The organism is Streptomyces koelreuteriae (assembly GCF_018604545.1).
Taxonomy (GTDB): Bacteria; Actinomycetota; Actinomycetes; order Streptomycetales; family Streptomycetaceae; genus Streptomyces; species Streptomyces koelreuteriae.
The window spans coordinates 949,954-976,424 of the sequence record NZ_CP075896.1; the positions used below are offsets into that span (position 1 = coordinate 949,954).

The window sequence follows — 26,471 nt, forward strand, 5'->3', positions numbered from 1 at the left end:
CCGCAGGTCAGGGCACATGACAACGGTGTTCAGTGCCGCGTTGCACATACCCCCTCCCCGTAGTTCACTGGGGTGCCCGGGCACGAGCGGACAGACATCGGGCAGACACAGGAGGCGGCTTTCATGGGGGCTGGGCACGATCACGGGCACACGCACGGGGCACCGGCCGGAGGTACGGCGACCTCGGCGTACCGCGGCAGACTGCGGGTCGCGCTGGCGATCACGCTCGGCATCGTGGTGGTCCAGATCGTCGGCGGGCTCCTCGCGGACTCGCTCGCGCTCGTCGCGGACTCGGCGCACATGGCGACGGACGCGCTGGGCCTCGGCATGGCGCTGCTCGCGATCCACTTCGCGAGCCGCCCGCCCAGCGACCGGGCCACGTTCGGCTACGCCCGCGCCGAGATCCTCGCCGCCCTGGCCAACTGCCTGCTGCTGTTCGGGGTCGGCGGGTACGTCGTGTACGAGTCGGTGCAGCGCTTCATCACACCGGCGGACACCGAGGGCGGGCTCACCGTCGTGTTCGGTGTGATCGGTCTGGTCGCGAACATGGTGTCGCTGGCGCTGCTGATGCGCGGCCAGAAGGAGAGCCTGAACGTGCGCGGCGCGTTCCTGGAGGTGGCGGCGGACGCGCTGGGCTCGGTCACGGTGATCGTCTCCGCGACCGTGATCATGCTCACGGGCTGGCAGGCCGCCGACCCGATCGCCTCGCTCGTCATCGCGCTGATGATCGCGCCCCGTACCTGGAAGCTGCTGCGCGAGACGCTCGACGTCCTGCTGGAGGCGGCACCCAAGGGCGTCGACATGGCGGAGGTACGGGCCCACATCCTGGCGACCGACGGGGTGGAGGACGTCCACGACCTGCACGCCTGGACGATCACCTCGGGCATGCCGGTGCTCTCGGCGCATGTGGTCGTCAGCTCGGAGGCGCTGAGCGCGATAGGCCACGAGAAGATGCTCCACGAGTTGCAGGGCTGCCTCGGTGACCACTTCGACGTGGAGCACTGCACCTTCCAGCTGGAGCCGACCGGGCACGCGGAGCACGAGCCGCATCTCTGCCACTGACGGTCGGTGGCCGATGAGGTGTCCGGGGCTGGTGGGGCGCATTCCGATCTGAGTGCGCCGGGGGACGCAGCGCTACGGCGCACGCCCACGCCCTGCCCCTCCCCGCACCGGCAGGGACGATTTTCGGCCCATCGCGCCGGGCACGATCTGCTCCTGGGTCCCTCTTCCGGCGTCGAGCGGCGCCGTCCGCGCTCCGCGCTGCCGCGCGGGGACATGCGGGCCACGCCGCGAAGTGCCGGGAGTGCCGGATTCGTACGGCAGACTTGGGGCGCGAAGACCGATGTGAAGGATGGGTATGCCGATCACACCTGCCACCGCGACGCACAACCCGTCGAACGGCACCGCAGACGCGATTTTGCTGGAACTGGTCGACGAGGACGGCGTGACGATCGGCACCGCGGAGAAGCTCGCCGCCCACCAGCCACCCGGACAGCTCCACCGCGCGTTCTCCGTGTTCCTCTTCGACGAGTACGGCAGGCTGCTGCTCCAGCAGCGCGCGCTGGGCAAGTACCACTCCCCCGGTGTGTGGTCCAACACCTGCTGCGGCCACCCCTACCCGGGCGAGGCGCCCTTCGCGGCGGCGGCGCGCCGGACCTTCGAGGAACTCGGCGCCTCCCCGTCCCTGCTGGCCGAGGCGGGCACGGTCCGCTACAACCACCCGGACCCGGAGTCCGGCCTGGTGGAGCAGGAGTACAACCACCTCTTCGTCGGCATGGTGCAGGCCGTGCTGCGGCCGGATCCGGAGGAGGTCGCGTCGACGGCGTTCGTGACCCCGCCCGAGCTGGCGGAGCGGCACGCCAAGGACACCTTCTCGTCGTGGTTCATGACCGTCCTGGACGCGGCCCGGCCGGCGGTCAGGGAGCTGACCGGAGAGTCGGCCGGCTGGTGACCCGGAGCCCGACGACAGAGTCGGGCCGGCCCTAGAGGAAGCGTGCGGGCTTGAGCGGCAGGGCGGCCCAGATCACCTTGCCGCCGCTCGCGGTGTACTCGACGTCACACATGCCGCCCGCCTCCCGGGTGACCTCGCGCACCAGGAGCAGTCCGCGGCCGCCGGTCCGGCCGTGGTCGGCCTCCAGGGCGGTGGGCCGGTACGGGTGGTTGTCCTCCACGGCCACGCGCAGCCACTCCGCCCCGACGGCCAGTTCGACGGCGACCGTCGGGGACAGCACCGCCGCGTGCTTCACCGCGTTCGTCACCAGTTCCGAGACGATCAGCAGCAGCCCCTGGGCCAGGTCGTCCGAGACCGGCACGCCCTGACGCATCAGCAGGTCCCGTACGGCGTGTCGCGCCTGCGGGACCGAGGCGTCGACCGCGGGCGCGGTGAACCGCCAGACCCCCTCGTACGGCAGCGGATCCGCGGGCCCGAGGGGCACCGCGCCGCCCTGTGGACGTGGGCCGGGCCCACGCCCCTCGTCGTCCATCGTCCGGTCGCCACCCTCGCGCTCGATTGTCGCCACGTCTCGAGTGTTGGTAACGATGCGCTCCACACCCCGGGGCTGAACAGAAGTCAGCAAGTATCGAGCACTTCTGACCGTTGGCGTATGACACGGTCAGTTGTGGGACTGGTCCTGTCCCTGTTGTGCCGTCTCGGCGAACTATTCGGGTTGTACGGGTTTGCCTTGCGGATAGCATCCGGCGCATGGAGCCGCAGCTGCTGAACACCGTGACCGACTCGGTCGCGACCGTCGTCATCCGTCATCCCCAGAAGCGCAACGCCATGACGGCCGCGATGTGGCGCTCACTGCCGCCGCTGCTGGAGGAGCTGGCCGGCGATCCGGCCGTGCGGGCGCTGGTGCTCACCGGCGAGGGCGGGACGTTCTGCGCCGGGGCCGACATCTCGACGCTCCGGGGCTCGCCGGAGGAGGCACAGGGGCTCGCCGTGCGGGCCGAGGAGGCGCTCGCCGCGTTTCCGAAGCCGACGCTGGCCGCGGTGCGCGGGCACTGCGTGGGCGGCGGGGCGCAACTGGCGGCGGCCTGTGATCTGCGGTTCGCCGAGGAGGGCGCGCTGTTCGGTGTGACGCCCGCGAAGCTCGGCATCGTCTACCCGGCGTCCTCGACCAGACGGCTGGTGTCCCTGGTGGGTCCGGCGACCGCCAAGTACCTGCTGTTCTCCGGCGAGCTGATCGACACGGAGCGGGCGCTGCGCACCGGTCTGGCCGACGAGGTGCTGCCCGAGGGCGAACTCGGCAAGCGGGTCGCCGAGTTCACCCGGATCCTGGTGTCCCGTTCACAGCTGACGCAGGCGGCGGCGAAGGAGTTCGCGAACGGCGGTACAGACCGCGACGCGCACTGGGCCGGGCAGGCGCGCGCGAGCGGCGACACCGCCGAGGGCGTCGCCGCGTTCCTGGAGCGCAGGCAGCCGCGGTTCGGCTGGAGCGTGCCTACGTCAGCATGACGTCGGCGTGCGACCGGAGCAGTTCGACGACGTGCGCGGGGGCCTTCTCGGGCGATCCGGCGTCGTAGGGCGGCTGCGGGTCGTACTCGGTGGCGAGCTGGACCAGCTGCGCGTGGTCGTCGCCCGCGATCCGGCCGAGGAGGGTCAGTCCCATGTCGATGCCGGAGGAGACACCGGCCGCGGTGACGTACTTGCCGTCGGTGACGACCCGCTCCCCCGTGGGCTCGGCTCCGTAGCGCTTCAGTTGCTCCAGGGTCAGCCAGTGGGAGGTGGCGCGGCGGCCCCGGAGGAGTCCGGCGGCGGCGAGCAGCAGGGAGCCGGTGCACACGGACGTCGTCCAGGTGCTGCCGGCGTCGGCGGCGCGCAGCCAGTCCAGCAGCGGCTCGTGTGTCATCAGCGACTCCTGGCCGGGGCCGCCGGGCACGACGACGATGTCCGGGTTCGGTACGTCGGACAGGGCCCGGTCGGCGGTGAGCGCGAGGTTCCCCGTCTCGTTCCGTACGGGGCCGGTCCGCTCGGCGACGAAGACGGTCTCCGCGTCGGGGAGGCGGCCGAGGGTCTCGTAGGGGCCGACGGCGTCGAGGGCGGTGAAGCGGTCGTAGAGGACGATGGCGATCTGCATGCGGGGTTCCTTCCGTCGATGCGGGGCGGTGCGGTCGCTGCGAGTCGTTCCGATCGGGCTCAGGGTGTGGTCGCGGGGCGGAAGCGGCGGCGGTACTCGGCCGGGGGCGTTCCGAGGGCCTTGACGAAGGCGCGGCGCATGCCCTCGGGGGTGCCGTAACCGCTGGTGCGGGAGATCTCCTCGATGCCGTCGGCGGTGTCCTCCAGGAGCCGGCGGGCGTGTTCGAGGCGGACCCGGTCCACGTACCGGCCGGGCGTCATACCGGTCTCGTCCCGGAAGGCGCGGGCGAAGTGGCGGGGCGAGAGGCGGGCGCGGGCGGCGAGTGCCTCCACGGAGAGGTCGGCGTCCGGGCGTTCGGTGATGAACCGCTGGACGTCCCGAAGCGGCTCGCGGTGAGCGGTCTGGGCTTCGAGCTGGGCGCTGAACTGGGCCTGGTTCCCCGGGCGGCGCAGGAAGACCACGAGGTGGCGGGCGATGGCGAGGGCGGCGTCCCGGCCCAGGTCCTCCTCGACCAGGGCCAGGGCGAGGTCGATGCCGGCGGTGACTCCCGCCGAGGTGGCTATGTGCCCGTCGCGTACGTAGACGGGGTCGGGGTCGATCTCGACGGCCGGGTGGTCCCGGGCCAGCCGGTCGCAGTACGCCCAGTGCGTCGTGGCGCGGCGGCCGTCCAGGAGTCCGGCCGCGGCGAGCACGGCGGCACCGGTGCACACGGAGACCAGGCGCACGGCACGCGGCCCGTGCGCGCGCACCCAGTCGACCAGGCGCGGGCTGGGGTCCAGGGAGCCCGGGCCGCCGGGGACGAGCAGGGTGTGCGCGTCGGGCGCGTCGTCCAGGGACCCGTCGGGTACGAGGGTCAGACCGCTGGTGGTTCGTACGGGAGCGCCGTCCGGGGAGGCCGTGCGGATCCGGTACGTCCCCGGGGAGAGCAGCTCCGCGCCCGCGAAGACCTCCACGGGCCCCGTGACGTCGAGACTCTGCACGCCGTCGAAGAGGACGGCGAGAACGGTGCGCTGGGCCATGCCCTTGATTCTTCGCGCGCCCGGAGTATGGCCGCAATGACGAATTTCCCACCTTTCCTGCCATGGGGTGTACGGCCGTAGAGGGCATACCAAGCGGTTGGTAACGTGCCCGGCATGACGACTGCCGCCCTTGAGCCGCGCGCCGGCCGACGCTGCCAGAACGTGCTCAATTCCCTGCACGCGACGCACTACTTCTCGCCGGATCTGGCACGGGAGGTGGGTGCCGCCGGGATCACCCATCCCCACGCCGTGAACTTCGCCGTACGGGCCGCCGCGTTCGGAGCGGTCGGCCCCGGCGCGGTGGCGGCGGCCTTCTACAACTACAAGTACGAGCTGGTGGCCCGGCATGTGCCGGCGGTGTGGGAGAGCGCCGCACCCGGCCAGGTGCTGGCGGCACGCGCGCGTGCGGTCGACGCGACCCTGCGGCGCCTGCTGGGCGAAGAGGCCCTGGCGTCGGCGGAGATGGCCGAGGCCGCGCGACTCGCGCTGCGCGCCACCGAGGCCTGCTCCCGCGGCGCGCGCCCGCTGTACGCCGCCCACGCCGATCTGCCCGTCCCCGAGGAGCCGCACCTCGCCTACTGGCACGCGGCGACCCTGCTGCGCGAGCACCGGGGCGACGGCCACCTCGCCGCCCTGATGTCGGCCGGGCTGGACGGCCTGGAGGCGATGGTGACCCACACGGCGACGGGCAAGGGCATGGCGCCGAAGTGGGTGTTCACCACCCGGGGCTGGAGCCAGGAGGACTGGGACGCGGCGACGCACCGGCTGCGTGGGCGCGGGCTGCTGGAGGAGAACGGTGAGCTCTCCGAGCGGGGTGCCGCCCTGCGTGAGGAGATCGAACGGGAGACGGACCGGCTCGATGAGGCCCCGTACGAACATCTGGGCCCGGAGGGCGTGGCCCGGCTGACCGAGCTCGGCGCCGGTTTCGCGCAGGCCGCGTTCATGGCCGGGGCCTTCCCGGCGGACCTGATCGGCAAGGGCTGAGGCCGCCCCGCACTCCTGCCTCCGCATTCGTGTTCCGCTGTGACGCATGGTGAGGCGTCGGTGAGGTACCCGGCCTCTCCCGATCAGTGCGATCGGGAGAAGAAAGGGGAAACACCGTGTTCCGAGCCATCGCAGACGTGCTCCGCCAGATCGGCGGCGCCGTCGCCACCGTCGTGACCCTGCCCTTCCGGGCCCTGGCCCGGCTCTTCGGCGGGGCCTCGTCCGCCACCCGCAGCCGCAGGGCGTGACCGGAGGCCGTCGGCGACCTGCCGGGGGTACCGCCCTGGCCCCCGAGTGTCGGTGTCACCTGCCACAATTGCCGCGCAACCTCAGTGGAGAAGGCGGTACGGGATCGTGACGACACCCGGGTCCAACGGGTCCATCAACGCAGGGACCATCGAAGGCAGGATCGCCGAGGAGCTCGGCGTACGGGAGCGGCAGGTCAGGGCCGCCGTGGAACTGCTCGACGGCGGTTCCACGGTGCCCTTCATCGCTCGCTACCGCAAGGAAGCGACCGAGATGCTCGACGACGCGCAGCTGCGCACCCTCGAGGAGCGGCTGCGCTATCTGCGGGAGCTGGAGGAGCGGCGGGCGGCGATCCTGGAGTCGGTGCGCGAGCAGGGCAAGCTCACCGAGGAGCTGGAGGCGCGGATCCGGGGCGCCGAGACGAAGGCGCGCCTGGAGGACATCTACCTCCCGTACAAGCCCAAGCGGCGCACCAAGGCGCAGATCGCCCGCGAGGCGGGTCTCGAGCCGCTGGCGGAGGGGCTGCTCGGTGACCCGGGCGTCGAGCCCCTCGCCGCGGCCGCCGCGTTCGTCGACGCCGACAAGGGCGTGGCCGATCCACAGGCCGCCCTCGACGGCGCCCGGGCGATCCTCACCGAGCGGTTCTCGGAGGACGCCGACCTGATCGGCGAGCTGCGCGAGCGCATGTGGGTGCGCGGGCGACTGGCCGCCAAGGTGCGGGACGGCAAGGAGGAGGCGGGCGCGAAGTTCGCCGACTACTTCGACTTCGCCGAGCCGTTCACCGAGCTGCCCTCGCACCGCGTGCTGGCCATGCTGCGCGGCGAGAAGGAGGAAGTCCTCGAACTGGCCCTGGAGCCCGAGGAGGCCACGGACGGCCCGTCGTCCTACGAGGGGATCGTCGCGAACCGGTTCGGGATCGCCGACCGGGGCCGCCCCGGCGACAAGTGGCTGAAGGACACGGTCCGCTGGGCCTGGCGCACCCGCGTCCTCGTGCACCTCGGCATCGACCTGCGGCTGCGGCTGCGCACGGCCGCCGAGGACGAGGCGGTGCGGGTCTTCGCGGCGAACCTGCGCGACCTGCTGCTCGCGGCCCCGGCGGGCACCCGCGCGACGCTCGGCCTGGACCCCGGTTTCCGTACGGGTGTGAAGGTCGCCGTCGTGGACGCCACCGGCAAGGTCGTCGCCACGGACGTCATCCACCCGCACGTCCCCGCCAACCGCTGGGACGAGGCCGTCGCCAAGCTGGCCCGGCTCGCCAAGGAGCACGCGGTCGAGCTGGTCGCCATCGGCAACGGCACGGCGTCCCGCGAGACCGACAAGCTCGCCGGTGAACTGATCACCAAGCACCCGGAGCTGAAGCTCACCAAGGTGATGGTGTCCGAGGCCGGCGCTTCCGTGTACTCGGCGTCCGCGTTCGCCTCGCAGGAGCTGCCCGACATGGACGTGTCGCTGCGCGGCGCCGTGTCGATCGCGCGCCGGCTGCAGGACCCGCTGGCCGAGCTGGTGAAGATCGACCCGAAGTCGATCGGCGTCGGCCAGTACCAGCACGACCTGTCCGAGCTGAAGCTGTCGCGTTCGCTGGACGCGGTGGTGGAGGACTGTGTGAACGGCGTGGGCGTGGACGTCAACACGGCGTCGGCCCCGCTGCTCGCCCGGGTCTCCGGCATCACCTCCGGGCTCGCCGAGAACATCGTGGCGCACCGGGACACCAACGGGCCGTTCACCTCCCGGGGCGGGCTGAAGAAGGTGGCGCGGCTCGGCCCCAAGGCGTACGAGCAGTGTGCGGGCTTCCTGCGGATCCGCGGGGGCGACGACCCGCTGGACGCGTCCAGCGTGCACCCGGAGGCCTACCCGGTCGTGCGGCGCATGGTGAAGACCAGCGGCCAGGAGGTCGGCGCGCTCATCGGCAACACCGGTGCGCTGCGCTCGCTGAAGCCGCAGGACTTCGTGGACGAGACGTTCGGTCTGCCGACCGTCACCGACATCCTGAAGGAGCTGGAGAAGCCGGGCCGCGACCCGCGTCCGGGCTTCAAGACGGCCTCCTTCCAGGAGGGCGTGGAGAAGATCTCCGACCTGGCGGCCGGGATGGTCCTGGAGGGCGTCGTGACGAACGTCGCGGCCTTCGGGGCGTTCGTAGACGTCGGTGTGCACCAGGACGGTCTGGTGCATGTCTCGGCGATGTCGAAGACGTTCGTCAAGGACCCGCGGGACGTGGTGAAGCCCGGGGACATCGTGAAGGTGAAGGTCCTCGACGTCGACATCCCGCGCAAGCGGATCTCACTGACGCTGCGGCTGGACGACGAGGCGGCGGCCTCGCAGGGCCAGGGCAGCGGTTCCGGTGAGCGCGGTGAGCGCCGGCAGCGGGGCGGTCGTCCGCCGCAGCAGCGGCAGCGTGGCGGCGGTGGTGGTGGTTCGCGTCAGGCGCCGCCGCCTGCGAACAGTGCCATGGCCGATGCGTTGCGCCGCGCGGGCCTGGCCGATCCGAAGAACGGTCGTCGCTGACGGCTTCGCCGGGGGTCGTGGGGAGCTGCGGGGGCCGTTGTGGCTGGTCGCGCAAGTTCCCCGCGCCCCTTCCGTTCTAGGGTGGCTGGATGCGTGCCATCACCTGGGAAGTGTCCGCGAGTCAGGGGTTCGAGACCGCTTGGGCCGAGCAAGGGGACGGCCTGTTGCGGGCGCGTGGGCGGGCTGTCGGGACCGTGCCCGAGCCGTACTGGGTCACGTACGAACTCGACACCGCTGATCGCTTCGTGACCCGTCGGCTGCGGGTGACCACCGAGTCCGCCGACGGGACCCGCTCGCTCGATCTGCTCCACGACGGTGACGGCCGATGGACCGCGAACGGTGAGCCGCTCCCCGACGTCGACGGCGCTCTCGACTGCGATCTCGGGCTGTGTCCGCTCACCAACACCATGCCGGTGCTGCGGCACGGGCTTCATCAGGCACCCGGGGAGCGGGAGTTCCTGATGGCCTGGGTGTCGGTGCCGGACCTGACGGTGCGGCCGTCGCGGCAGACGTACACGCATCTGGGGCCCGGGCGGGTCCGTTTCGCCTCAGGTGACTTCCGCAGCGACCTGGAGGTCGACGAGGAGGGGTACGTCGTGGACTACCCCTCCCTCGCCGACCGTCTGACGGCGCGTTAGCGCTCGGTCACCTTGCCGTCCGCGACCTCCAGGCGGCGTGTCACATGGACGGCGTCCAGCATGCGGCGGTCGTGTGTGACCAGCAGGAGCGTGCCCTCGTAGGCGTCGAGGGCCGACTCCAGCTGCTCGATGGCGGGCAGATCGAGGTGGTTGGTCGGCTCGTCGAGGACCAGGAGGTTGACGCCCCGGCCCTGGAGCAGCGCCAGGGCGGCCCTGGTGCGCTCGCCCGGGGAGAGGGTCGCCGCCGGGCGCAGGACGTGTTCCGATTTGAGGCCGAACTTGGCCAGGAGGGTGCGGATCTCGACCGGTTCGGTGTCGGGGACGGCCGCCCGGAAGGCGTCGAGCAGGGCCTCCTGGCCGTGGAACAGCTTGCGGGCCTGATCGACCTCGCCGAGCAGGACACCCGAGCCGAGCGCGGCGTGCCCGGAGTCGAGGGGGACGCGGCCGAGCAGGGCGGCGAGCAGTGTGGACTTGCCGGCGCCGTTCGCGCCGGTGACCGCCACCCGGTCCGCCCAGTCGATCTGGAGGGACACCGGGCCGAGGACGAAGTCGCCGCGGCGTACCTCGGCGTCCCGCAGGGTCGCGACGACGGCGCCCGAGCGCGGGGCCGACGCGATCTCCATGCGCAGTTCCCACTCCTTGCGCGGCTCCTCGACGACGTCCAGGCGCTCGATCATGCGCTGGGTCTGGCGGGCCTTCGCGGCCTGCTTCTCGCTGGCCTCGCTGCGGAACTTGCGGCCGATCTTGTCGTTGTCGTTGCCCGCCTTGCGGCGCGCGTTCTTCACGCCCTTGTCCATCCAGGACCGCTGGGTCTGGGCGCGGTCCTGGAGGGCCGCCTTCTTGTCGGCGTACTCCTCGAACTCGTCGCGGGCGTGCCGGCGGGCGACGTCCCGTTCCTCGAGGTAGGCGTCGTAGCCGCCGCCGTAGAGGTTGATCTGCCCTTGGGCGAGGTCGAGTTCGAGGACCTTGGTGACGGTGCGGGTGAGGAACTCGCGGTCGTGGCTGACGACCACCGTGCCGGCGCGCAGGCCGCTCACGAAGCGTTCGAGGCGCTCCAGGCCGTCCAGGTCGAGGTCGTTGGTCGGCTCGTCGAGGAGGAAGACGTCGTAGCGGGACAGCAGCAGGGAGGCGAGGCCCGCGCGGGCGGCCTGGCCGCCGGACAGGGACGTCATCGGCTGGTCCAGGTCGATCGCGAGGCCGAGGGTGTCGGCGACCTCCTCGGCGCGTTCGTCGAGGTCGGCGCCGCCGAGGCCGAGCCAGCGCTCCAGGCTGGTGGCGTAGGCGTCGTCGGCTCCGGGGGCGCCGTCGACCAGGGCCTGGGTCGCCTCGTCCATGGTCCGCTGGGCCTCGGCGACTCCGGTGCGGCGGGCCAGGAACGCCCGGACGGTCTCGCCGGGCCGGCGCTCCGGTTCCTGCGGGAGGTGTCCGACGGTGGCGGTCGGCGGGGACAGGCGCAGTTCGCCCTGCTCGGGTGCGACGAGTCCGGCGAGCATCCTGAGCAGGGTGGACTTGCCGGCGCCGTTGGCTCCGACCAGGCCGATCACATCGCCGGGCGCGACGACGAGGTCGAGCCCGGTGAACAGGGAGCGGTCGCCGTGGCCGGCGGCGAGGTTCTTGGCGACGAGGGTGGCAGTCATCAGATCGCCGATTTTACTGGGCCGCTCAGTGGGTCACCGCCGTCACCAGGACACTTCCGGAGGTGCGCGCCACGATGTAGGACCGTCCCTTCACCGCTCCGGCGTCGAGGGCGACGCGGTGGCGGCCCGGTTCGAGGACGCCGTCGAAGACGTCGTGGGTGTGGGTGCGGGAGAGCCGGTCGAGGCGGTACGCGGTGAGGGTGACCCGGCAGGCGGAGGTGACCTCGATGTCGGCCCCGCCGTCGGCGGCGGTCAGGCCGGTGAGACGGCGCCGCGCCACCGGTCCCTGGTCCAGGGCGTGTTCGATCTGGGCGACGAGGAGGGGGACGATCGGGGCGAGTCCGTCGACGTAGGCGACGGGCACCTCGGCCTCCTCGAAGGCGCGGCGGACGGCGGCGCGGTCCCGCTCTCCGATCGCGTGGCCGAAGGCGACGGCTCCGTAGGCGCGCAACTCGTCGGCGGGCACTCCGTCGGCGTCGTGGGCGATGTCGGCCCCGACGCCGATGGTGCGTAACGCCGCGGCGAGCTTGGCCAGGACGGCGACGCGGGCGCCGATCAGCAGGACGCGGCGCCGGGTGTCGGGGGCGGAGCCGTTCAGCAGGGCGTTCAGAGCGGTGCGGTACTCGGCGCCGCGGAAGCGGAACGGGCCGATGCCGTGGTAGCCGTTGAGGTCGAGGTCGGCGTGTTCGTCGGTCTGCCAGGCGAAGTCCCGCCAGATGAAGTCCTCGCCGTCCTGCCGGATGACCGCGGTGACGGCTCCGCAGGCCAGGTCCTCGCACTCGGGGCAGCCGTAGACGACGTAGCGGCCGTCGGGCAGGGGTGCCGGGCTCTCCAGGAGCAGGCTGCGGACCTGTGCGGTGAAGATGGCGGGCGGGACGTCGGAGGCGAGCGGGGAGACCGCGTCGAGGTCGGAGAGCCGGAACAGCAGCGGGCGTCCGTCGACGATGAAGTCCACGAAGTCCCGGTGGACCTGGTAACCACCGTCGTGGAGAACTCCGCCGGCCCGCATCGCGGGAGCCAGGCCGAAGGTCGCGTATGCGGCACACATACTGTGAGTATCCCCATACTGCGCGTGATGTGAGCACGGCATGACACATTCCGCTACGGTCCCGGGATGGCGGGCGAACGAAGTGACGAGATCGTGGTGGTCGGTGGCGGGGTCGTCGGGCTGACGACCGCGGTGGTGCTGGCCGAACGCGGGCGGCGGGTGCGGGTGTGGACGCGGGACGCCGTCGAGGCGACCACCTCCGCGGTCGCGGGGGCGCTGTGGTGGCCCTACCGGATCGAGCCGGTCGCGCTCGCGCGTGAGTGGGCACTGCGGTCGCTGGAGATCTACGAGGAGTTGGCGGCGCGGCCCGGAGCGACCGGCGTACGCCTGGTCGAAGGGGTACTGGGCGAGACCCGTCTCGACGAGGTCGGCGGGTGGCTGGCGGGGCGGGTGCCGGGGCTGCGGACGGCCACTCCCGGGGAGTACGCGGGGACGGGCGTCCGGGCCCGGCTGCCGCTGATCGACATGCCGGCTCATCTGCCGTGGCTGCGGGAGCGGTTCATAGCGGCTGGCGGGGTGGTCGAGGCTCGTACGGTGTCCTCGTTCGCGGAGGCCGACGCCCCGGTCGTGGTCAACTGCACGGGGCTGGGGGCGCGGGAGCTGGTGCCGGATCCGTCCGTGCGGCCGGTGCGCGGGCAGTTGGTGGTCGTGGAGAACCCCGGGATCGACGAATGGCTCGTCTCCACCGACGCGGCCGGGGACTACGCGTACCTGTTTCCGCAGCCGGGCGGGCTCGTCCTCGGCGGTACGGCGGAGGAGGACGCGTGGTCCCCCGAGCCCGACCCCGCGACGGCCGAGGCGATCATCCGCCGCTGCGCGGCCCTACGCCCGGAGATCACCGCCGCCCGCGTCCTGGAACACCGCGTCGGACTCCGCCCCACCCGCCCGGCGGTCCGCCTGCACCGCGACGCCCTGCCGGACGGCCGCCTCCTGGTACACAACTACGGCCACGGCGGCGCGGGCGTCACGGTGGCATGGGGGTGCGCGGAGGAGGCGGCGCGGCTGGTGTGCGACGGAGACGACGGGTCGCTGCGCGGCTGACCGCCGCCAGCAGGGGCGCGGGGTGGACGCCGCCGGGCGGGGCGGACGGGCGCGGGGCCGGGCGGACGGGCGCGGGGCCGGGCGGACGGGCGCGGGGCCGGGCGGACGGGCGCGGGGCCGGGCGGACGGGCGCGGGGCCGGGCGGACGGGCGCGGGGCCGGGCGGACGGGCGCGGGGCCGGGCGGACGGGCCACTCGGCCCGAATGGCCTCGGCCCGGCCGCACCAGCCGCACCAGCCGCAAGGGTGCCCGCGCGGGTGCGGGCAAGGGCCCGGGGGCGTGGAGCCCGCAGTGCCCCGGCCAAGTACGCCCGGGCCGCCAAAGCCGGATGCCCCCGGCCGAAGGCATCGGAGCTGTGAGGGCTCCGACGCCCCGGTCGGGGGGCATCCGGTAGGGCGGGCGCTCGGGTCAGTGCTTGCCGATGGGGTCGCCCTCGACGTCCGGGCCTCGGCCCGGGCCGACGCGGAACTCGAAGTCGCCGTCGTACTTCGTGTGGCCTTCCATGACGGCCATCTCGACGGCCTCGGAGCCCATCTGCTCACGCACGATCACCGGGTCGCGGCGCAGGTCGCGCATGAGGGCGACGCACATGAAGGTCATCACGACGACGAACGGCGCCGCCGCGAGGATGGTGAGGTTCTGCAGACCTGTCAGCGCGTCGCCCGAGCCGCTGCCGACGAGCAGCATGATCGCGGCCACCGCACCGGTGACGACGCCCCAGAACACCACCACGAGGCGGCCGGGTTCGAGCGCGCCCTTCTGCGAGAGCGTTCCCATGACGATCGACGCCGCGTCCGCACCGGAGACGAAGAAGATGCCGACGAGGACCATCACCAGCAGGCTGGTGACGGTGGCGATGGGGAACTGCTGCAGCACGTCGAAGAGCTGCCCCTCCGCGGTCGCCTCCTTGCCGAGCCTGCCCTCTTCCTGCAGCTTCATCGCCGAGCCGCCGAAGATCGCGAACCAGATCAGGCTGACCGTGCTGGGCACGAGGATGACGCCGCCGATGAACTGCCGGATGGTCCGGCCCCGGCTGATGCGGGCGATGAACATGCCGACGAACGGCGTCCAGGAGATCCACCACGCCCAGTAGAAGACGGTCCAGCTGCCCAGCCAGTCCGCGACGCCCTCCCCGCCGCTGGCCTCCGTACGGCCGGCCAGCTGGGGCAGGTCGCCGAGGTAGGCGAAGACCGACGTCGGCAGCAGGTCGAGGACGATGATGGTCGGGCCCGCCACGAACACGAACAGGGCGAGGACCAGCGCCAGCACCATGTTGGTGTTGGACAGCCACTGGATGCCCTTCTCCACACCGGAGATCGCCGACGCGACGAAGGCCAGGGTCAGCACCGCGATGATCGTGACGAGCAGCCCGGTGCTCACCTTGTCCATCCACTTCAGCTCCTGCACACCGGAGCCGATCTGGAGCGCGCCGAGTCCCAGGGACGCGGCGGAGCCGAAGATGGTCGCGACGATCGCGAGGATGTCGATGACGCGGCCGGCGGAGCCGTTCGCGTGCTTCTTGCCGATGAGCGGGGTGAAGACGGCGCTGATGGTCTGGCGGCGCCGCCTGCGGAAGGTGCTGTAGGCGATGGCGAGGCCCACCACGGCATAGATCGCCCAGGGATGGAGCGTCCAGTGGAAGAGGGTGGTGGCCATGGCCGTCTCCATGCGTTCGCCGGAGTCGGCCGGGTCGGTGCCCGGCGGGGCCGTCGAGTAATGCGACAGCGGCTCGCTCACGCCGTAGAACATCAGGCCGATGCCCATGCCCGCGCTGAACATCATCGCGACCCAGGACACCGTGCGGAACTCGGGCTCCTCACCCTCCGCACCGAGGTGGATACGGCCGTAACGGCTGATCGCGAGCCAGAGGGCGAACACGACGAAGCCGGAGGCGGCGAGCATGAACGCCCAGCCGCCGTTGTGCATCAGCCCGCTGAGCATGCTGGAGGAGACGGATTCGAGCGAGTCGGTCGCCGTGGCGCCCCAGATCACGAAGGCGAGGGTGAGAGCCGCCGTGACACCGAACACGATCCGGTCGGTCTGGGGCCCCTCCTGACCGGGGAGGCCGGCTTCCGAACCCGGCAGCGCGCCTCCCCCCTGGGGATCGTTCTCGCTTGGTCGGTCGTGTGTCACTGGCGGCACCTTTCATTGAACGTAGGAGGAAGGTAAATCCTCCGTAACGCCCCTACCACGTGTGGCGCGATTACACCCCTTTCAACATTGCGTTTCGGACTCGGTCTCCGTCAGGTGGTACGTGGCCCGCTTGTCGAGCAGCAGCGGGACGAGCGCCCGCAGGGGCTGGCGCAGGGGTACGAGCACACCCTCGGCGTCCCGTCGTACGCGCACACCGTGCAGTGCCAGTTCGTCGCCGACCTCGGCGTACTGCGCGGCGGTGAGCCGGTAGCCGCAGGGCGGGTCCTGGATCACCTCGGCGGGTTCGGGCACGTCGTTGTCGGCGCCGCCGACGTAGACGGGGCCGGTGGCCGTGTAGCCGGCGAGCCGGGCCTTGTCCGTCGTCGCCTCGATGCGGTCCCGGCGCTGCTCGGTGTACCCGAACAGACCCTTGAGGGCGTCCAGTTGGGAGGTGACCCGGCGCCGGTTGTTCAGCGCCTCGTCCGCCTTCTCCGCTTCGGTGAGCGGGTCCACCCGGCTCTCGATGAGCAGCCCGACCGAGTGCTTTACACCGGACATATTGCGCAGAATGCGCTCCTGTCCGTCTCCGGCGACCTGTTTGATCGGTTCGCCGGTCTCGGGGTCGGTCCAGATGCCGTAGGTGCCGGTCGTGTGGCCGGCCCGCTGCGCCGCGGGGCGGACGTAGGCCTCGGAGAGGGTCTTCGCCTCGCCGTGGACCGCGTCGTGGGTGTTGAGGTTGCGCGGCCAGAGGTCGAAGAGCGCTTTGTCGTAGTACTGGGGTGTTGCTCCGTATTCGTGCAGGTCGTAGATGATGTCGGGGCGCTGGTCGCGGATGAGCGCGGCCAGGGCGCGGCCCTCGGCGGTCTCGAGGGCGAGGTGGTCGCGGTTGATGTCGACGCCGTCGCTGTTGCCGCGGGTGTTCGCGGCCCGGCCGTCGGGGTTGGCGGTGGGCACGACGAGGACGGTGGTGTGGTCCAGGAAGCGCCGGGTGCGGCTGTCGCGGGCGTGGGCGAGATCACGGACGGTGGTGAGACAGGCTTCGCGGCCGGAGGGCTCGTCGCCGTGCTGGCTGCACACGAGGAGCACCTTGTTCGGGCTCGGCCGGGTGCCGATCCTGACGAGCTGGAGCGGGCGGTCCTGCTTCGTCGTGCCGAAGCGGGTCAGGGAGACCCGGCCGCTGGAGCGGTCGACGGCCCTGAGGAAGTCCTGCTCCTCGGGCTGGGTGGTCCAGCGGGCGCCGTCGGTCCGCTCGAAGCCGGTGCGCGGCGGGGCGTCGCCGGCCGAGGCCGCCTGGGCGGGGACGGCCACCAGGGAGGCGGCGAGGGCGGCGGTCAGGGTCAGGACGCGGACGCGGTTCACGGGGTTCCCTCCGGGACGCGGTGGGCGGTGCGCGGTTCCCGTACGCCGTCGAGGAGTGCGGCGACGGGCGGGGTGAGCGCGGCACCCGCGGTGGCGCGGGCGAAGGCGGCGGTTCCGCCGACGAACGGCACGTCGGCCGAGGTGCGGGAGAGGTCGAGCGAGAGCTTCGGTGTGTCGGCGGGAGGGTCGATGAGGCCCTTGTCGGTGCCCGCGACGATCAGCGCCAGCCGGTGGCCCTTCGGGACGATGTGGTCGGTCGCCGCCAGGTCGAGGGTGATCGTGTACCGCTTGCCCGGGGTGAGCGGTGAGCCCTTGCCGGCCGAGGCGTGGGTGCCGAGGTCGGCCCAGCCGCGGCTGACGACCGTGTAGTCGACGTCGGCGGTCTTGGCCTTCGCCTCCTTGAAGCAGGAGCTGTCGCCGGCGGTGCTCGCGCCCCAGCAGGTGCGGTTCGTGAGGGTGGTGATCCCTTCGCCGGCGTCGGCGTAGTCGCGGATGGTGTCGGGGCCGATGTCCACGAGGACGGCGGAGAGATGGGCCGTCGGGGTGGAGGGCGTGGCGGTGACGGTGACCTTCGAGGAGCCGGACAGGCGCAGGCCGCGGCTGAGCGGCCCGGTGGCGAAACCGGCCTTCTCCACTGTCGGTTTGTCGATGCCGGCGGCCCAGTCGGTCTCGCTCAGCCCGGGGTCGTCGGTGAAGGTCTCGGTGCCGTGGCCGCGGTGCAGGCCGAGAGTGCCGACGCCGGGCTGGGCTCCCCGGTCGGGACGCAGGGTGGTGGCCCGGGTGCCGGACGGGGGCCAGACCTCGGAGGTGCTCCACTGGTCGGGGTGGCGTTCGATGTCGGCCATGGGCTCGCGGTCGATGCCGTTGTCGTAGCCCATGAGTTCGTGGTCGAACCAGCGGTGCAGCGTCTCGACCCAGGTGGCGCGGCGGAAGTCGAAGGGGTCGACGTGGCCGGTCTGGGAGAGCCAGATCTTGCGGTCGACGCCGTGCTGCGCGAGGGCGTCCCACCACTGGCCGACGTGCTTCATGCGCACGTTGAGGTCCTGCATGCCGTGGATCAGGAAGACGCTGGCCCTGACCTTCTTCGCGTTCTTCACGTAGTCCCGCTCGGTCCACAGCGGGGTCCAGTCGCCGGTGCGCGGGGCCCCGTCGACGAGCTTCTGCTGCACGGCGGCGCACTTCTCGCGGGCGTCGGGGCTGTTGACGTAGTCGGACAGCCACTCGGGGCCGGAGTCGTAGAGCGGGGCGCCCTGCTGGAAGTAGTAGTCGTACCAGGAGGAGATGGCGCTGATCGGGACGATGGTCTTCAGGCCCTTGACGCCGGTGGCGGCGACGCCGCCCGCGATGGTGCCGTCCCAGCTCTTGCCGATCATGCCGGTGCGGCCGTTGGTCCAGCCGGCCTTGGCACGGGTGGCGCCGGTGCGGGTCGTATAGGCCTTGGCGCGGCCGTTCAGCCAGTCGACGACGGCCTTGGCCGACTGGATGTCGGAGCGGCCGCCGACGTCGTCGCAGCCGTCGGAGCGGTTGGTTCCGGCCAGGTCGACGCCGACGAAGGCGTAGCCGCGGGGCACGAAGTAGTTGTCGTAGTACAGCGGCATCTGCACGACGTCGCCGTTCGCGTCGTACGTCTTGCGCTGGCTCTCGTTGCCGCGCCCGCAGCAGGAGTAGTACGGGCTGGCGTCCATGATGACGGGGATCTTGCGGCCCTGCCGGGCGGGTTCGCGGGGGCGGACGATGTCGACGGCGACCCGGTCGGCCTTTCCGTCGCCGTCGCCGTCGAGTCCGGTGTCCACCCAGACGGCCTCGCGGACGGCCTTGTCGTACGAGTAGACGGGTTCGCTCCCGCGCGGGGCGGCCTGGGCCGCGGCCGGGGTGAGCAGGGTGGCCAAGAGGGCGGCGGTGGCCGCCGTCGCGAGCGGTCTCCAGGTCGTGAAGCGCGTGCGTTTCGGCATGCGCCGGACGCTACATCGGTGAACTCCTGTTCAGAAGAGGGCAGCTGACGGACCGGCGTGTCCCGGGAAGGCCCGGGGGCGGGTGCCTCATGTCGGCCGAATGGCGATCGTGTGACAGCAGGGACCATGGACATGACTAGTGACACAGGGAGTCAATAGGCTCCGGACAGCTTTCGGGACCTACGACTTGGAGCCTTGCGTGCACCGCAGAATCATCGCGCCGGGAGCCCTGGCAGCGGCCGTTCTCCTGCTGGCGATCCCGGCGTCGGCCGCGCCCCACTCCCCCGGCGCGCCGGGTATCGGCGACCCCTACTACCCGGCCTACGGGAACGGCGGATACGACGTCTCCCACTACGACCTGAGGCTGAAGTACCAGCCGGTCACGGACGAACTGGAGGGCACGGCGACCCTCGTCGCCCGCACCACACAGGAGCTGTCGAGCTTCAACCTGGACTTCCTGCTGGACGTCGGCGAGGTGCGCGTCAACGGCGCGAAGGCCTCGTTCAGGACGTCGGGCGAGCACGAACTGGAGATCACGCCGAGGACACCGCTGGCCAAGGGCGCGTCCGTCACGGTCGTCGTGCGCTACCGCGGGGTGCCGTCGTCGAAGCGGGCCTACGGTTTCACCAGCTGGCACCGCACCCCGGACGGCGGGGTCGCGGCGAACGAGCCCGAGGCCGCGGCGTGGTGGTTCCCGAGCAACGACCATCCGCTCGACAAGGCCACCTACGACGTGTCCGTACTGGTTCCGGACGGTACGCAGGCCATCTCCAACGGCACGCTCCAGTCGACGAGTTCACGCCTCGGCTGGACCCGTTGGAACTGGCGCTCCAACAAGCCGCAGGCCACGTACCTCGCCACGCTCGCGGTCGGGAAGTTCGACATCACGACGGGCACGACCGAGAGCGGCATTCCGGTCCTCAACGCCTACAGCAAGGACCTGGGCGACCACGCCGGCGCGGCACGAGCGAGCATCGAACGCACCGGGGAGATCGCGGACTGGCTGTCCGGGTACTTCGGGCCGTACCCCTACAACGCGCTCGGCGGATACGTTCCGAACACCACCACGGGCTATGCCCTGGAGACGCAGACCCGGCCGTACTACAGCCCGCGGCAGTTCGCGAACGGGTCGAACGTGTCCCTCGTCGTCCATGAGATCGCCCACCAGTGGTACGGGGACGACGTGTCGCTCAAGCGCTGGAAGGACATCTGGATCAATGAGGGGTTCGCGCGGTACGCGCAGTGGCTGTGGTCCGAGCACGAGGGCGAGGGGACGGCGCAGGAACTCGCCGACTACGTGTACGCCTCGCATCCGGCGGACGACGAGTTCTGGACGGTGAAGCCCGGGGACCCGGGGCCGGAGAACCAGTTCGACGCGGCGGTCTACGACCGGGGCGCGCTGGCCGTCCAGGCGCTGCGCAACGCGATCGGTGACGAGGCGTTCTTCGCGATCCTCAAGGGCTGGCCGAAGAAGTACGCCCATGGCAACGCGTCGGTCGCCGACTTCCGGCGCTATGCCGAGGAGGTGTCCGGGAAGCCCCTGGCCGCGCTCTTCGACACGTGGCTGTTCGAGGCGTCCAAGCCGGCGTCGGCGGCGGCCCGGACCGCGTCCGTGGCGAAGGCGGGCGAGGCGGTGTCGCAGCCGAGGTCGTGGAAGAAGATCGCCGCGACGAACGGGGCGCACGAGCACGCGCGGCACGGGAGCGGTGGGCACGAGCACTGACGCGCCTGTTCCCGTACGGCGGTCTACGGTGGGCCCATGCGCGTGAGGCGTATGGGCCCGGCGGCGCGTCGGCCGGCGGGTGAAGGGAGCCGGCCGTGCGGGATGTGGCGATCATCGAGGCGCCGTCCGTGCTGGGGCTGCGTCCGACCGGGGTCGAGGAACTGCCCGCGGCGCTGCTCGGGGCCGGGCTGGCCGAGGGGCTGGGAGCGGTGCGGGCGGGCCGGGTGGAGCCGCCGGCGTACGACCCGGAGCGAGATCCGGACACCGGGGTGCTCAACCCGGGCGGCATCGCCGGGTACTCCGTCGCGTTGGCCGACGCGGTCAGCGCGGTCCTCGACGACGGCCGCTTCCCTCTGGTCCTGGGCGGCGACTGCACCGTGCTCCTCGGCAACCTCCTCGCGCTGCGCCGCCGGGACCGGCACGGGCTGCTCTTCCTCGACGGGCACACCGACTTCTACCAGCCGTCGGCGGAACCGGTCGGCGAGGCGGCCTCCATGGAACTCGCCCTGGCCACCGGGCGCGGCCCCCGCGTCCTGACCGAGCTGGAGGGCCGTGGCCCCCTGGTACGCGACGAGGACGTCGTCGCCCTGGGCTTCCGGGACGCGGAGGACTCCGGGTCCTACGGCATGCAGCCGCTGCCGTCCGCACTGCACGCGATGGACCTGGCCACCGTGCGTGCCCAGGGGGCGGCCGAGGCGGCCCGGCGCGCGGTCGGGCTGCTGACCGACACCGGCTACTGGATCCACCTCGACGTCGACGTACTGGACGACACGGCCATGCCCGCCGTCGACTACCGACTCCCGGGCGGCCTGACCTGGCAGGAACTGGAAACCGTCCTGCGCACGGCACTCTCCGACGGCGGAGCGGTGGGCCTCGACGTCGCGATCTTCAACCCCCGGCTGGATCCGGACGGGTCGATCACGGAACGTCTGACCGAGTGCCTGGTACGGAGCTTCGACGGGCAGGGCTGAGCCGGTCCGCGCCGCCTCGCCTCAGTCCCCGTGGTCGTACACCGTCACCCGTATCCCCTGTCGCACCAGCCGTTCCTCGACGAGCGGCTCGACACGGGACCACTTCCCGCCGGCCAGACCGCAGCCGATGCGCGGCATGTGCACGGACGCGCCCAACTCGGCGGCCTTGCCGGCGAGGGAGCCGAGGGCCGTGTCGATCGCCTCGTAGCGGACGGGGACGCCCTTGCTGCCGGTCCTGATGCCGCGCTGGCCGATCATGTTGGCCACCCACACATACGGCTCGACCTGCACGAACCGCACCGCGCCGAGCCCGAAGTCGTTCGCCGCGCGCTCTCGGTGCCAGGCCCGGTACGCCTGCTCCGGCTCGGGCCAGCGGCGCGATATCGCCATGACGAAGCCCTTGCCCCAGCCCCCGATGTCGTTGCAGACATGGGCGATGATCTTGACGCCCTTCACCGACGGAACGGTGGCGTCACCCCGGACATACTTGATCCCCGACATGACGCCACCGTAGACGCGGCCACTGACAACGGCCCCGGCCCGCTACTTCGTGAACTGCGAAAGCTCCTGGTCCGCCGTCGCGGAGACCCGGCGGCGGATGCCGAACCAGCCCGCGATCAGCATGACCGCGATCACGGGGACGAGGAGGAGGGTCTTGCGGCCGACCTCGGGGTCGTTCCACATCATGCCGAGGCAGGCCAGCAGGAAGACGATGGTGGTGATCTCCGTGAACGGGCTGCCGGGGAGGCGGAAGGTGGGGCGGTCGAGCAGGCCCGCCTTGGCGCGGCGGACGAAGACCAGGTGGCAGACCATGATGATCACCCAGGTGCTGATGATGCCGAGGGAGGCGACGTTCAGCACGATCTCGAAGGCCTGGGCCGGCACCAGGTAGTTCAGGCCGACGCCGAGCACACACACCGCGCAGGTCAGCAGGATGCCGCCGTAGGGGACCTGGCTGCGGTTCATGCGGGCCGTGAACTTCGGGGCCGAGCCGGCCATCGCCATGGAGCGCAGGATGCGGCCGGTGGAGTAGAGGCCGGAGTTGAGGGAGGACATCGCCGCCGTGAGGACCACCAGGTTCATCACGTCGCCCGCCGCGGGCACGCCGATCTTCGACAGGACCGTGACGAAGGGGCTCTGGTCGCCCGAGTAGGCCGAGCCGGGCAGGAGCAGGGCCAGCAGGACGACCGAGCCGACGTAGAAGAGACCGACCCGCCACATGATCGAGTTCACCGCGCGCGGGACGACCTTCTCCGGCTCGGCGGTCTCACCCGCGGCGACACCGACCAGCTCCAGCGCGGCGTACGCGAAGATCACGCCCTGCATGACCAGGACGACGGGCATCAGGCCGTTCGGGAAGACGCCTCCGTTCTCCGTGATCACGCTCATGCCCGGCGTCTGCCCGCCCACCTTGTGCTGCGTGGCGAGCAGGAAAATGCCGATGAACATGAAGCCGACGAGCGTGGCGACCTTGATGATCGAGAACCAGAACTCCATCTCGCCGAAGATCTTCACCGAGATCAGGTTCACGGCCAGCACGACCGCGAGGGCGATCAGCGCGAGCACCCACTGGGGTATGTCGGTGAACAGGCTCCAGTAGTGCGTGTAGAGCGCGATCGCGGTGATGTCGGCGATGCCGGTGGTCGACCAGTTCAGGAAGTACATCCAGCCGGCGACATAGGCGCCCTTCTCCCCGAGGAACTCGCGCGCGTACGACACGAAGGAGCCCGAGGAGGGGCGGTAGAGCACGAGCTCACCGAGGGCCTTGACGACGAAGAAGGCGAAGACGCCGCACACCAGGTAGGCGATCGCCAGCGCCGGGCCGGCATTGTGCAGCCGCCCGCCGGCGCCCAGGAAGAGTCCGGTGCCGATCGCGCCGCCGATGGCGATCATGTTGACGTGGCGGGGCTTGAGGTCCTTGCTGTAGCCGGCGTCACCCGCGTCCGCGGGCACCTGGGCCGCGTCGCTGCGGGATGCGGCTGCTGCCGTGTTCACGGCGTCCTTGCTCACGGTGGATCCACTTCTCTGGTGCGCCCGAGCGGGTCCCGCTCGGCTGTCCGGACGTACATAAGGTCTGCGCCCTCGGTAAAGGCACAGACCAAGGGGCCACCTTCCCCCACGGAGAGCGACTCACGCGGTGTCATACGTCACAGAGCGCTACTTCTCACACGATCCTCACCTCGGCCGCCGGAGGTTTCACAGCACCGGTGAGACAGCGATACTGCTGCACATGACGACCGACACCGAGGAGCCGACCCTCACGATCGACGAGCTGGCCGCCCGGGCCGGTGTCACGGTGCGCACGGTCCGCTTCTACGGCACGAAGGGGCTGCTGCCGCCGCCGGTGCTCGGCCCCCGGCGCGTGGGGCACTACGGACGGGACCACCTGGCCCGGCTGGCGCTGATCGAGGAGTTGCAGCGACAGGGCATGACACTCTCCGGCATCGAGCGCTATCTGCGCCAACTACCGCCGGATCTGAGCCCGCACGACCTCGCCATCCACCGGGCCGTGGTGGCCTCCTGGGCGCCGGACACCGTCGAGACGGTCACACACCGGGAACTGGAGCGGCGGGCCGGGCGGCCGCTCGGCGCCGAGGACGTCGAGCGGCTGGTCGCGATGGGCGTGGTCAGGCCCGGGGACGTCGGGTACGAGGCCGACCTCGGTCTGCTCCGGCTGGGCGTCGGGCTGCTGGACGTGCCGCTCTCTCAGGAGGCGATCTTCGCGGCGCGCACGGTTCTCATCGAACACGCGCGCGCCGCCGCCCATGAACTCTCCCAGCTCTTCCGGGGCGAGGTGGCGGAGCGTGACGCCCGGGACGTGCGGTCCCTGTCGGCGCACATGCACCCCCTGGTGGTGCAGGCGCTCCTCACGGCCTTTCAGCGGTCGCTGAAGGAAGAGCTGGGCGAGTGGCTCACGGAGCCTTCGGACGAGTCAGCCCCGGGCTGAGTCGCTGAACCGCTCCCCCTTCTCCGCCTTGTCCACCAGCAGCGCGGGCGGGGTGAACCGGTCGCCGTAGCGCTCGGCGAGTTCACGCGCGCGTGCCACGAATCCGGGCAGGCCACCCTCGTAGCCGTTGATGTACTGGAGCACGCCGCCGGTCCAGCCCGGGAAGCCGATGCCGAAGATCGAGCCGATGTTGGCGTCGGCGACCGAGGTCAGCACGCCCTCCTCCAGCAGCCGGACGGTGTCCAGCGCCTCGGAGAAGAGCATGCGCTCCTTCATGTCCTCGAACGGGATCTGGTATCCGGGCTTGGTGTAGTGCTCGCGCAGTCCCGGCCAGAGCGAGGCGCGCTTGCCGTCGTCGCCGTAGTCGTAGAAGCCGGCGCCGCCGCTGCGGCCCCTGCGGCCGAACTCGTCGACCATGCGGTCGATGACGGCCTCGGCGGGGTGGGCCGTCCAGGTGCCGCCCGCCTCCTCCACGGCGCGCTTCGTCTCGCCCCGGATCTTGCGGGGCAGCGTCAGCGTCAGCTCGTCCATCAGGGACAGCACCTTGGCCGGGTAGCCGGCCTGCGCCGCGGCCTGCTCGACCGACGCGGGCTCGATGCCCTCGCCGACCATGGCGACGCCCTCGTTGATGAAGTGCCCGATGACGCGGGAGGTGAAGAAGCCGCGCGAGTCGTTGACGACGATCGGCGTCTTGTTGATCTGCCGGACCAGGTCGAAGGCGCGGGCCAGGGCCTCCTCGCCCGTGCGCTCGCCCTTGATGATCTCGACGAGCGGCATCTTGTCGACCGGCGAGAAGAAGTGCAGTCCGATGAAGTCGCCCTGGCGCTCGACGCCCTCGGCGAGTGCGGTGATGGGGAGGGTGGAGGTGTTGGAGCACAGCAGCGCGTCGGGCGCCACGACGTTCTGGATCTCCTGGAACACCTTGTGCTTGAGGGAGGTGTCCTCGAAGACGGCCTCGATCACGGCGTCACAGCCGGCCAGGTCCTGCGCCTCGGCGGTGGGCGTGATGCGGGCGAGCAGCGCGTCCGCCTTCTGCTGGGTCGTACGGCCCTTGGCGACGGCCTTGGCGCACAGCTTCTCGGAGTAGCCCTTGCCCTTGAGGGCCGACTCCAGGGAGACATCCTTCAGAACGACGTCGATGCCGGCGCGGGCACAGGAGTAGGCGATGCCCGCGCCCATCATTCCGGCGCCGAGGACGGCGACCTTGCGGACCTTCGTGGGCTCGATGCCCTTGGGCCGGTTGGCGCCGGAGTTGACGGCCTGGAGGTCGAAAAAGAAGGCCTGGATCATGTTCTTCGAGGTCTGTCCGGCGGCGAGGTCCACGAAGTAGCGGGCCTCGATGATCTGGGCGGTCTCGAAGTCGACCTGGGAGCCCTCGACGGCGGCGGCGAGGATGTTGCGCGGCGCCGGGTAGGGGGCGCCGCCCGTCTGCTTGCGCAGATTCGCCGGGAAGGCGGGCAGGTTGGCGGCGAACTTGGGGTGGGCGGGCGTGCCGCCCGGGATGCGGTAGCCGGGCTTGTCCCAGGGCTGCTGCGACTCCGGGTTGGCGTCGATGAAGGCACGGGCCTTGGCGAGCAGTTCCTCCTGGGTCTCGGCGACGTCGTCGACGAGACCGTTCTCCCGGGCGCGGCGCGGGCTGTACTGGGTGCCCTGGAGGAGGACCTTCAGCAGGGCGTCGGCGATGCCGAGCAGCCGGACGGTGCGGACGACGCCGCCGCCTCCGGGGAGGAGGCCGAGGGTGACCTCGGGGCAGCCGATCTTCGAGCCGGGCGCGTCGAGCGCGACGCGGTGGTGGCAGGCCAGGGCGATCTCGTAACCGCCGCCGAGGGCAGCGCCGTTGAGCGCGGCGACGACCGGCTTGCCGAGGGTCTCGATGCGGCGCAGGTTCCGCTTGATCGCCATGCCGCCGTCGAACAGCTCCTGGGCCGTCCCGGGCGTGACGCGGATGAGGTCGCGCAGGTCGCCGCCGGCGAAGAAGGTCTTCTTGGCGGAGGTGATGATGACGCCCCGGATGGAGTCCTTCTCGGCCTCCAGGCGGTCGGTGACGGCGGCGAGCGAGTCGCGGAACGCCTGGTTCATGGTGTTCGCGGACTGGTTCGGGTCGTCGATGACGAGGGTGACGAGGCCGGTGCGGTCCTGTTCCCAGCGGATGGTGGTGGATTCAGTGCTCATGTGGAGGTGCTCCGTGTGATC

22 protein-coding genes are annotated in these 26,471 nt (G+C 71.4%); 11 read left to right on the plus strand and 11 right to left on the minus strand.

What is annotated here, in order from left to right; genetic code table 11:
• Positions 1-123: 123 nt before the first annotated feature.
• Together KJK29_RS04250 and idi are read left to right on the plus strand one after the other, a co-directional pair.
• Positions 124-1,062 carry a cation diffusion facilitator family transporter gene (locus KJK29_RS04250; RefSeq protein ID WP_215117301.1) on the plus strand — a complete coding sequence of 313 codons (939 nt, stop codon included), beginning with the start codon at positions 124-126 and terminating at the stop codon, positions 1,060-1,062.
• 295 nt (positions 1,063-1,357) lie between these two features.
• Positions 1,358-1,951, plus strand: coding sequence for an isopentenyl-diphosphate Delta-isomerase (gene idi, locus KJK29_RS04255; protein WP_215117303.1), 594 nt, complete (start codon positions 1,358-1,360; stop codon positions 1,949-1,951).
• A 31-nt stretch (positions 1,952-1,982) separates the two neighbouring features.
• Here idi and KJK29_RS04260 read toward each other — a convergent pair whose 3' ends face one another.
• Entirely contained in the window at positions 1,983-2,483 is a 501-nt protein-coding gene (locus KJK29_RS04260; RefSeq protein WP_215124142.1) for an ATP-binding protein, read from the minus strand.
• 218 nt (positions 2,484-2,701) lie between these two features.
• Here KJK29_RS04260 and KJK29_RS04265 point away from each other — a divergent pair, with 218 nt between their 5' ends.
• Positions 2,702-3,457, plus strand: a complete 756-nt coding sequence (locus tag KJK29_RS04265; RefSeq protein ID WP_215117304.1) for an enoyl-CoA hydratase/isomerase family protein — start codon at positions 2,702-2,704, stop codon at positions 3,455-3,457.
• Here KJK29_RS04265 and KJK29_RS04270 read toward each other — a convergent pair.
• A complete protein-coding gene (locus KJK29_RS04270) occupies positions 3,444-4,079 on the minus strand; it encodes a DJ-1/PfpI family protein (RefSeq protein ID WP_215117305.1) in 636 nt (211 codons plus the stop codon). The genes KJK29_RS04265 and KJK29_RS04270 overlap by 14 nt on opposite strands.
• A 59-nt stretch (positions 4,080-4,138) precedes the next feature.
• On the minus strand, positions 4,139-5,098 hold the full coding sequence (locus tag KJK29_RS04275) for a GlxA family transcriptional regulator (protein WP_215117306.1): 960 nt from the start codon (positions 5,096-5,098) through the stop codon (positions 4,139-4,141).
• A 114-nt stretch (positions 5,099-5,212) separates the two neighbouring features.
• Here KJK29_RS04275 and KJK29_RS04280 point away from each other — a divergent pair, with 114 nt between their 5' ends.
• From KJK29_RS04280 to KJK29_RS04290, 4 genes are all read left to right on the plus strand, one after another.
• Positions 5,213-6,082, plus strand: a complete 870-nt coding sequence (locus tag KJK29_RS04280) for an SCO6745 family protein (RefSeq protein WP_215117307.1) — start codon at positions 5,213-5,215, stop codon at positions 6,080-6,082.
• Between the two features lie 116 nt (positions 6,083-6,198).
• Positions 6,199-6,330, plus strand: coding sequence for an LPFR motif small protein (locus tag KJK29_RS38730; protein ID WP_251057699.1), 132 nt, complete (start codon positions 6,199-6,201; stop codon positions 6,328-6,330).
• Positions 6,331-6,436: 106 nt separating this feature from the next.
• Positions 6,437-8,830, plus strand: a complete 2,394-nt coding sequence (locus tag KJK29_RS04285; RefSeq protein WP_215117308.1) for a Tex family protein — start codon at positions 6,437-6,439, stop codon at positions 8,828-8,830.
• A gap of 89 nt (positions 8,831-8,919) precedes the next feature.
• Complete coding sequence (locus KJK29_RS04290) at positions 8,920-9,468, plus strand: putative glycolipid-binding domain-containing protein (RefSeq protein WP_215117309.1); 549 nt, start codon at positions 8,920-8,922, stop codon at positions 9,466-9,468.
• Here KJK29_RS04290 and KJK29_RS04295 read toward each other — a convergent pair.
• A complete protein-coding gene (locus KJK29_RS04295) occupies positions 9,465-11,105 on the minus strand; it encodes an ABC-F family ATP-binding cassette domain-containing protein (protein WP_215117310.1) in 1,641 nt (546 codons plus the stop codon). The genes KJK29_RS04290 and KJK29_RS04295 overlap by 4 nt on opposite strands.
• 25 nt (positions 11,106-11,130) lie before the next feature.
• Positions 11,131-12,153: an oxidoreductase gene (locus KJK29_RS04300; RefSeq protein ID WP_215117312.1), complete on the minus strand. Its 1,023-nt coding sequence runs from the start codon at positions 12,151-12,153 to the stop codon at positions 11,131-11,133.
• A 66-nt stretch (positions 12,154-12,219) separates the two neighbouring features.
• Between KJK29_RS04300 and KJK29_RS04305 the strand changes: the two genes are divergently transcribed.
• Positions 12,220-13,194, plus strand: coding sequence for an FAD-dependent oxidoreductase (locus tag KJK29_RS04305; RefSeq protein WP_215117314.1), 975 nt, complete (start codon positions 12,220-12,222; stop codon positions 13,192-13,194).
• Positions 13,195-13,601: 407 nt separating this feature from the next.
• Here KJK29_RS04305 and KJK29_RS04310 read toward each other — a convergent pair whose 3' ends face one another.
• From KJK29_RS04310 to KJK29_RS04320, 3 genes are all read right to left on the minus strand, one after another.
• The gene (locus tag KJK29_RS04310; RefSeq protein ID WP_215117316.1) at positions 13,602-15,326 is read right to left on the minus strand and encodes a BCCT family transporter; all 1,725 of its coding nucleotides are present in this window, start codon (positions 15,324-15,326) and stop codon (positions 13,602-13,604) included.
• 81 nt (positions 15,327-15,407) lie between these two features.
• Positions 15,408-16,685, minus strand: coding sequence for a M14 family metallopeptidase (locus KJK29_RS04315; RefSeq protein ID WP_215117318.1), 1,278 nt, complete (start codon positions 16,683-16,685; stop codon positions 15,408-15,410).
• Positions 16,682-18,637 (minus strand): Xaa-Pro dipeptidyl-peptidase, encoded by a 1,956-nt coding sequence (locus tag KJK29_RS04320; RefSeq protein WP_215117320.1) that lies wholly within the window; start codon positions 18,635-18,637, stop codon positions 16,682-16,684. The genes KJK29_RS04315 and KJK29_RS04320 overlap by 4 nt, the downstream gene beginning before the upstream one ends.
• Before the next feature lie 199 nt (positions 18,638-18,836).
• Between KJK29_RS04320 and KJK29_RS04325 the strand changes: the two genes are divergently transcribed.
• The gene (locus KJK29_RS04325; protein ID WP_215117322.1) at positions 18,837-20,360 is read left to right on the plus strand and encodes a M1 family metallopeptidase; all 1,524 of its coding nucleotides are present in this window, start codon (positions 18,837-18,839) and stop codon (positions 20,358-20,360) included.
• Between the two features lie 95 nt (positions 20,361-20,455).
• A complete protein-coding gene (locus tag KJK29_RS04330; RefSeq protein WP_215117323.1) occupies positions 20,456-21,331 on the plus strand; it encodes an arginase family protein in 876 nt (291 codons plus the stop codon).
• A 21-nt stretch (positions 21,332-21,352) separates the two neighbouring features.
• Here the strand turns inward: KJK29_RS04330 and KJK29_RS04335 are convergent, their stop codons facing one another.
• Positions 21,353-21,832 carry a macro domain-containing protein gene (locus KJK29_RS04335; RefSeq protein ID WP_215117325.1) on the minus strand — a complete coding sequence of 160 codons (480 nt, stop codon included), beginning with the start codon at positions 21,830-21,832 and terminating at the stop codon, positions 21,353-21,355.
• Between the two features lie 42 nt (positions 21,833-21,874).
• The gene (locus tag KJK29_RS04340) at positions 21,875-23,341 is read right to left on the minus strand and encodes an amino acid permease (RefSeq protein ID WP_215117327.1); all 1,467 of its coding nucleotides are present in this window, start codon (positions 23,339-23,341) and stop codon (positions 21,875-21,877) included.
• Positions 23,342-23,561: 220 nt separating this feature from the next.
• On the opposite strand from KJK29_RS04340, the gene KJK29_RS04345 reads away from it, so the two are divergent.
• Entirely contained in the window at positions 23,562-24,278 is a 717-nt protein-coding gene (locus KJK29_RS04345; RefSeq protein WP_215117329.1) for a MerR family transcriptional regulator, read from the plus strand.
• Here the strand turns inward: KJK29_RS04345 and KJK29_RS04350 are convergent.
• Positions 24,264-26,450 carry a 3-hydroxyacyl-CoA dehydrogenase NAD-binding domain-containing protein gene (locus tag KJK29_RS04350; RefSeq protein ID WP_215117331.1) on the minus strand — a complete coding sequence of 729 codons (2,187 nt, stop codon included), beginning with the start codon at positions 26,448-26,450 and terminating at the stop codon, positions 24,264-24,266. The genes KJK29_RS04345 and KJK29_RS04350 overlap by 15 nt on opposite strands.
• Between the last annotated feature and the right edge of the window lie 21 nt (positions 26,451-26,471).

Coding starts and splice junctions, on each gene's coding strand:
- KJK29_RS04260 (WP_215124142.1), bottom strand. CDS start 2,483: ATGGACGACGAGGGGCGTGGGCCCGGCCCACGTCCACAGGGCGGCGCG.
- KJK29_RS04300 (WP_215117312.1), bottom strand. CDS start 12,153: ATGTGTGCCGCATACGCGACCTTCGGCCTGGCTCCCGCGATGCGGGCC.
- KJK29_RS04250 (WP_215117301.1), top strand. CDS start 124: ATGGGGGCTGGGCACGATCACGGGCACACGCACGGGGCACCGGCCGGA.
- KJK29_RS04335 (WP_215117325.1), bottom strand. CDS start 21,832: ATGTCGGGGATCAAGTATGTCCGGGGTGACGCCACCGTTCCGTCGGTG.
- idi (WP_215117303.1), top strand. CDS start 1,358: ATGCCGATCACACCTGCCACCGCGACGCACAACCCGTCGAACGGCACC.
- KJK29_RS04295 (WP_215117310.1), bottom strand. CDS start 11,105: ATGACTGCCACCCTCGTCGCCAAGAACCTCGCCGCCGGCCACGGCGAC.
- KJK29_RS04305 (WP_215117314.1), top strand. CDS start 12,220: ATGGCGGGCGAACGAAGTGACGAGATCGTGGTGGTCGGTGGCGGGGTC.
- KJK29_RS04270 (WP_215117305.1), bottom strand. CDS start 4,079: ATGCAGATCGCCATCGTCCTCTACGACCGCTTCACCGCCCTCGACGCC.
- KJK29_RS04290 (WP_215117309.1), top strand. CDS start 8,920: ATGCGTGCCATCACCTGGGAAGTGTCCGCGAGTCAGGGGTTCGAGACC.
- KJK29_RS04265 (WP_215117304.1), top strand. CDS start 2,702: ATGGAGCCGCAGCTGCTGAACACCGTGACCGACTCGGTCGCGACCGTC.
- KJK29_RS04275 (WP_215117306.1), bottom strand. CDS start 5,098: ATGGCCCAGCGCACCGTTCTCGCCGTCCTCTTCGACGGCGTGCAGAGT.
- KJK29_RS04350 (WP_215117331.1), bottom strand. CDS start 26,450: ATGAGCACTGAATCCACCACCATCCGCTGGGAACAGGACCGCACCGGC.
- KJK29_RS04320 (WP_215117320.1), bottom strand. CDS start 18,637: ATGCCGAAACGCACGCGCTTCACGACCTGGAGACCGCTCGCGACGGCG.
- KJK29_RS04345 (WP_215117329.1), top strand. CDS start 23,562: ATGACGACCGACACCGAGGAGCCGACCCTCACGATCGACGAGCTGGCC.
- KJK29_RS04280 (WP_215117307.1), top strand. CDS start 5,213: ATGACGACTGCCGCCCTTGAGCCGCGCGCCGGCCGACGCTGCCAGAAC.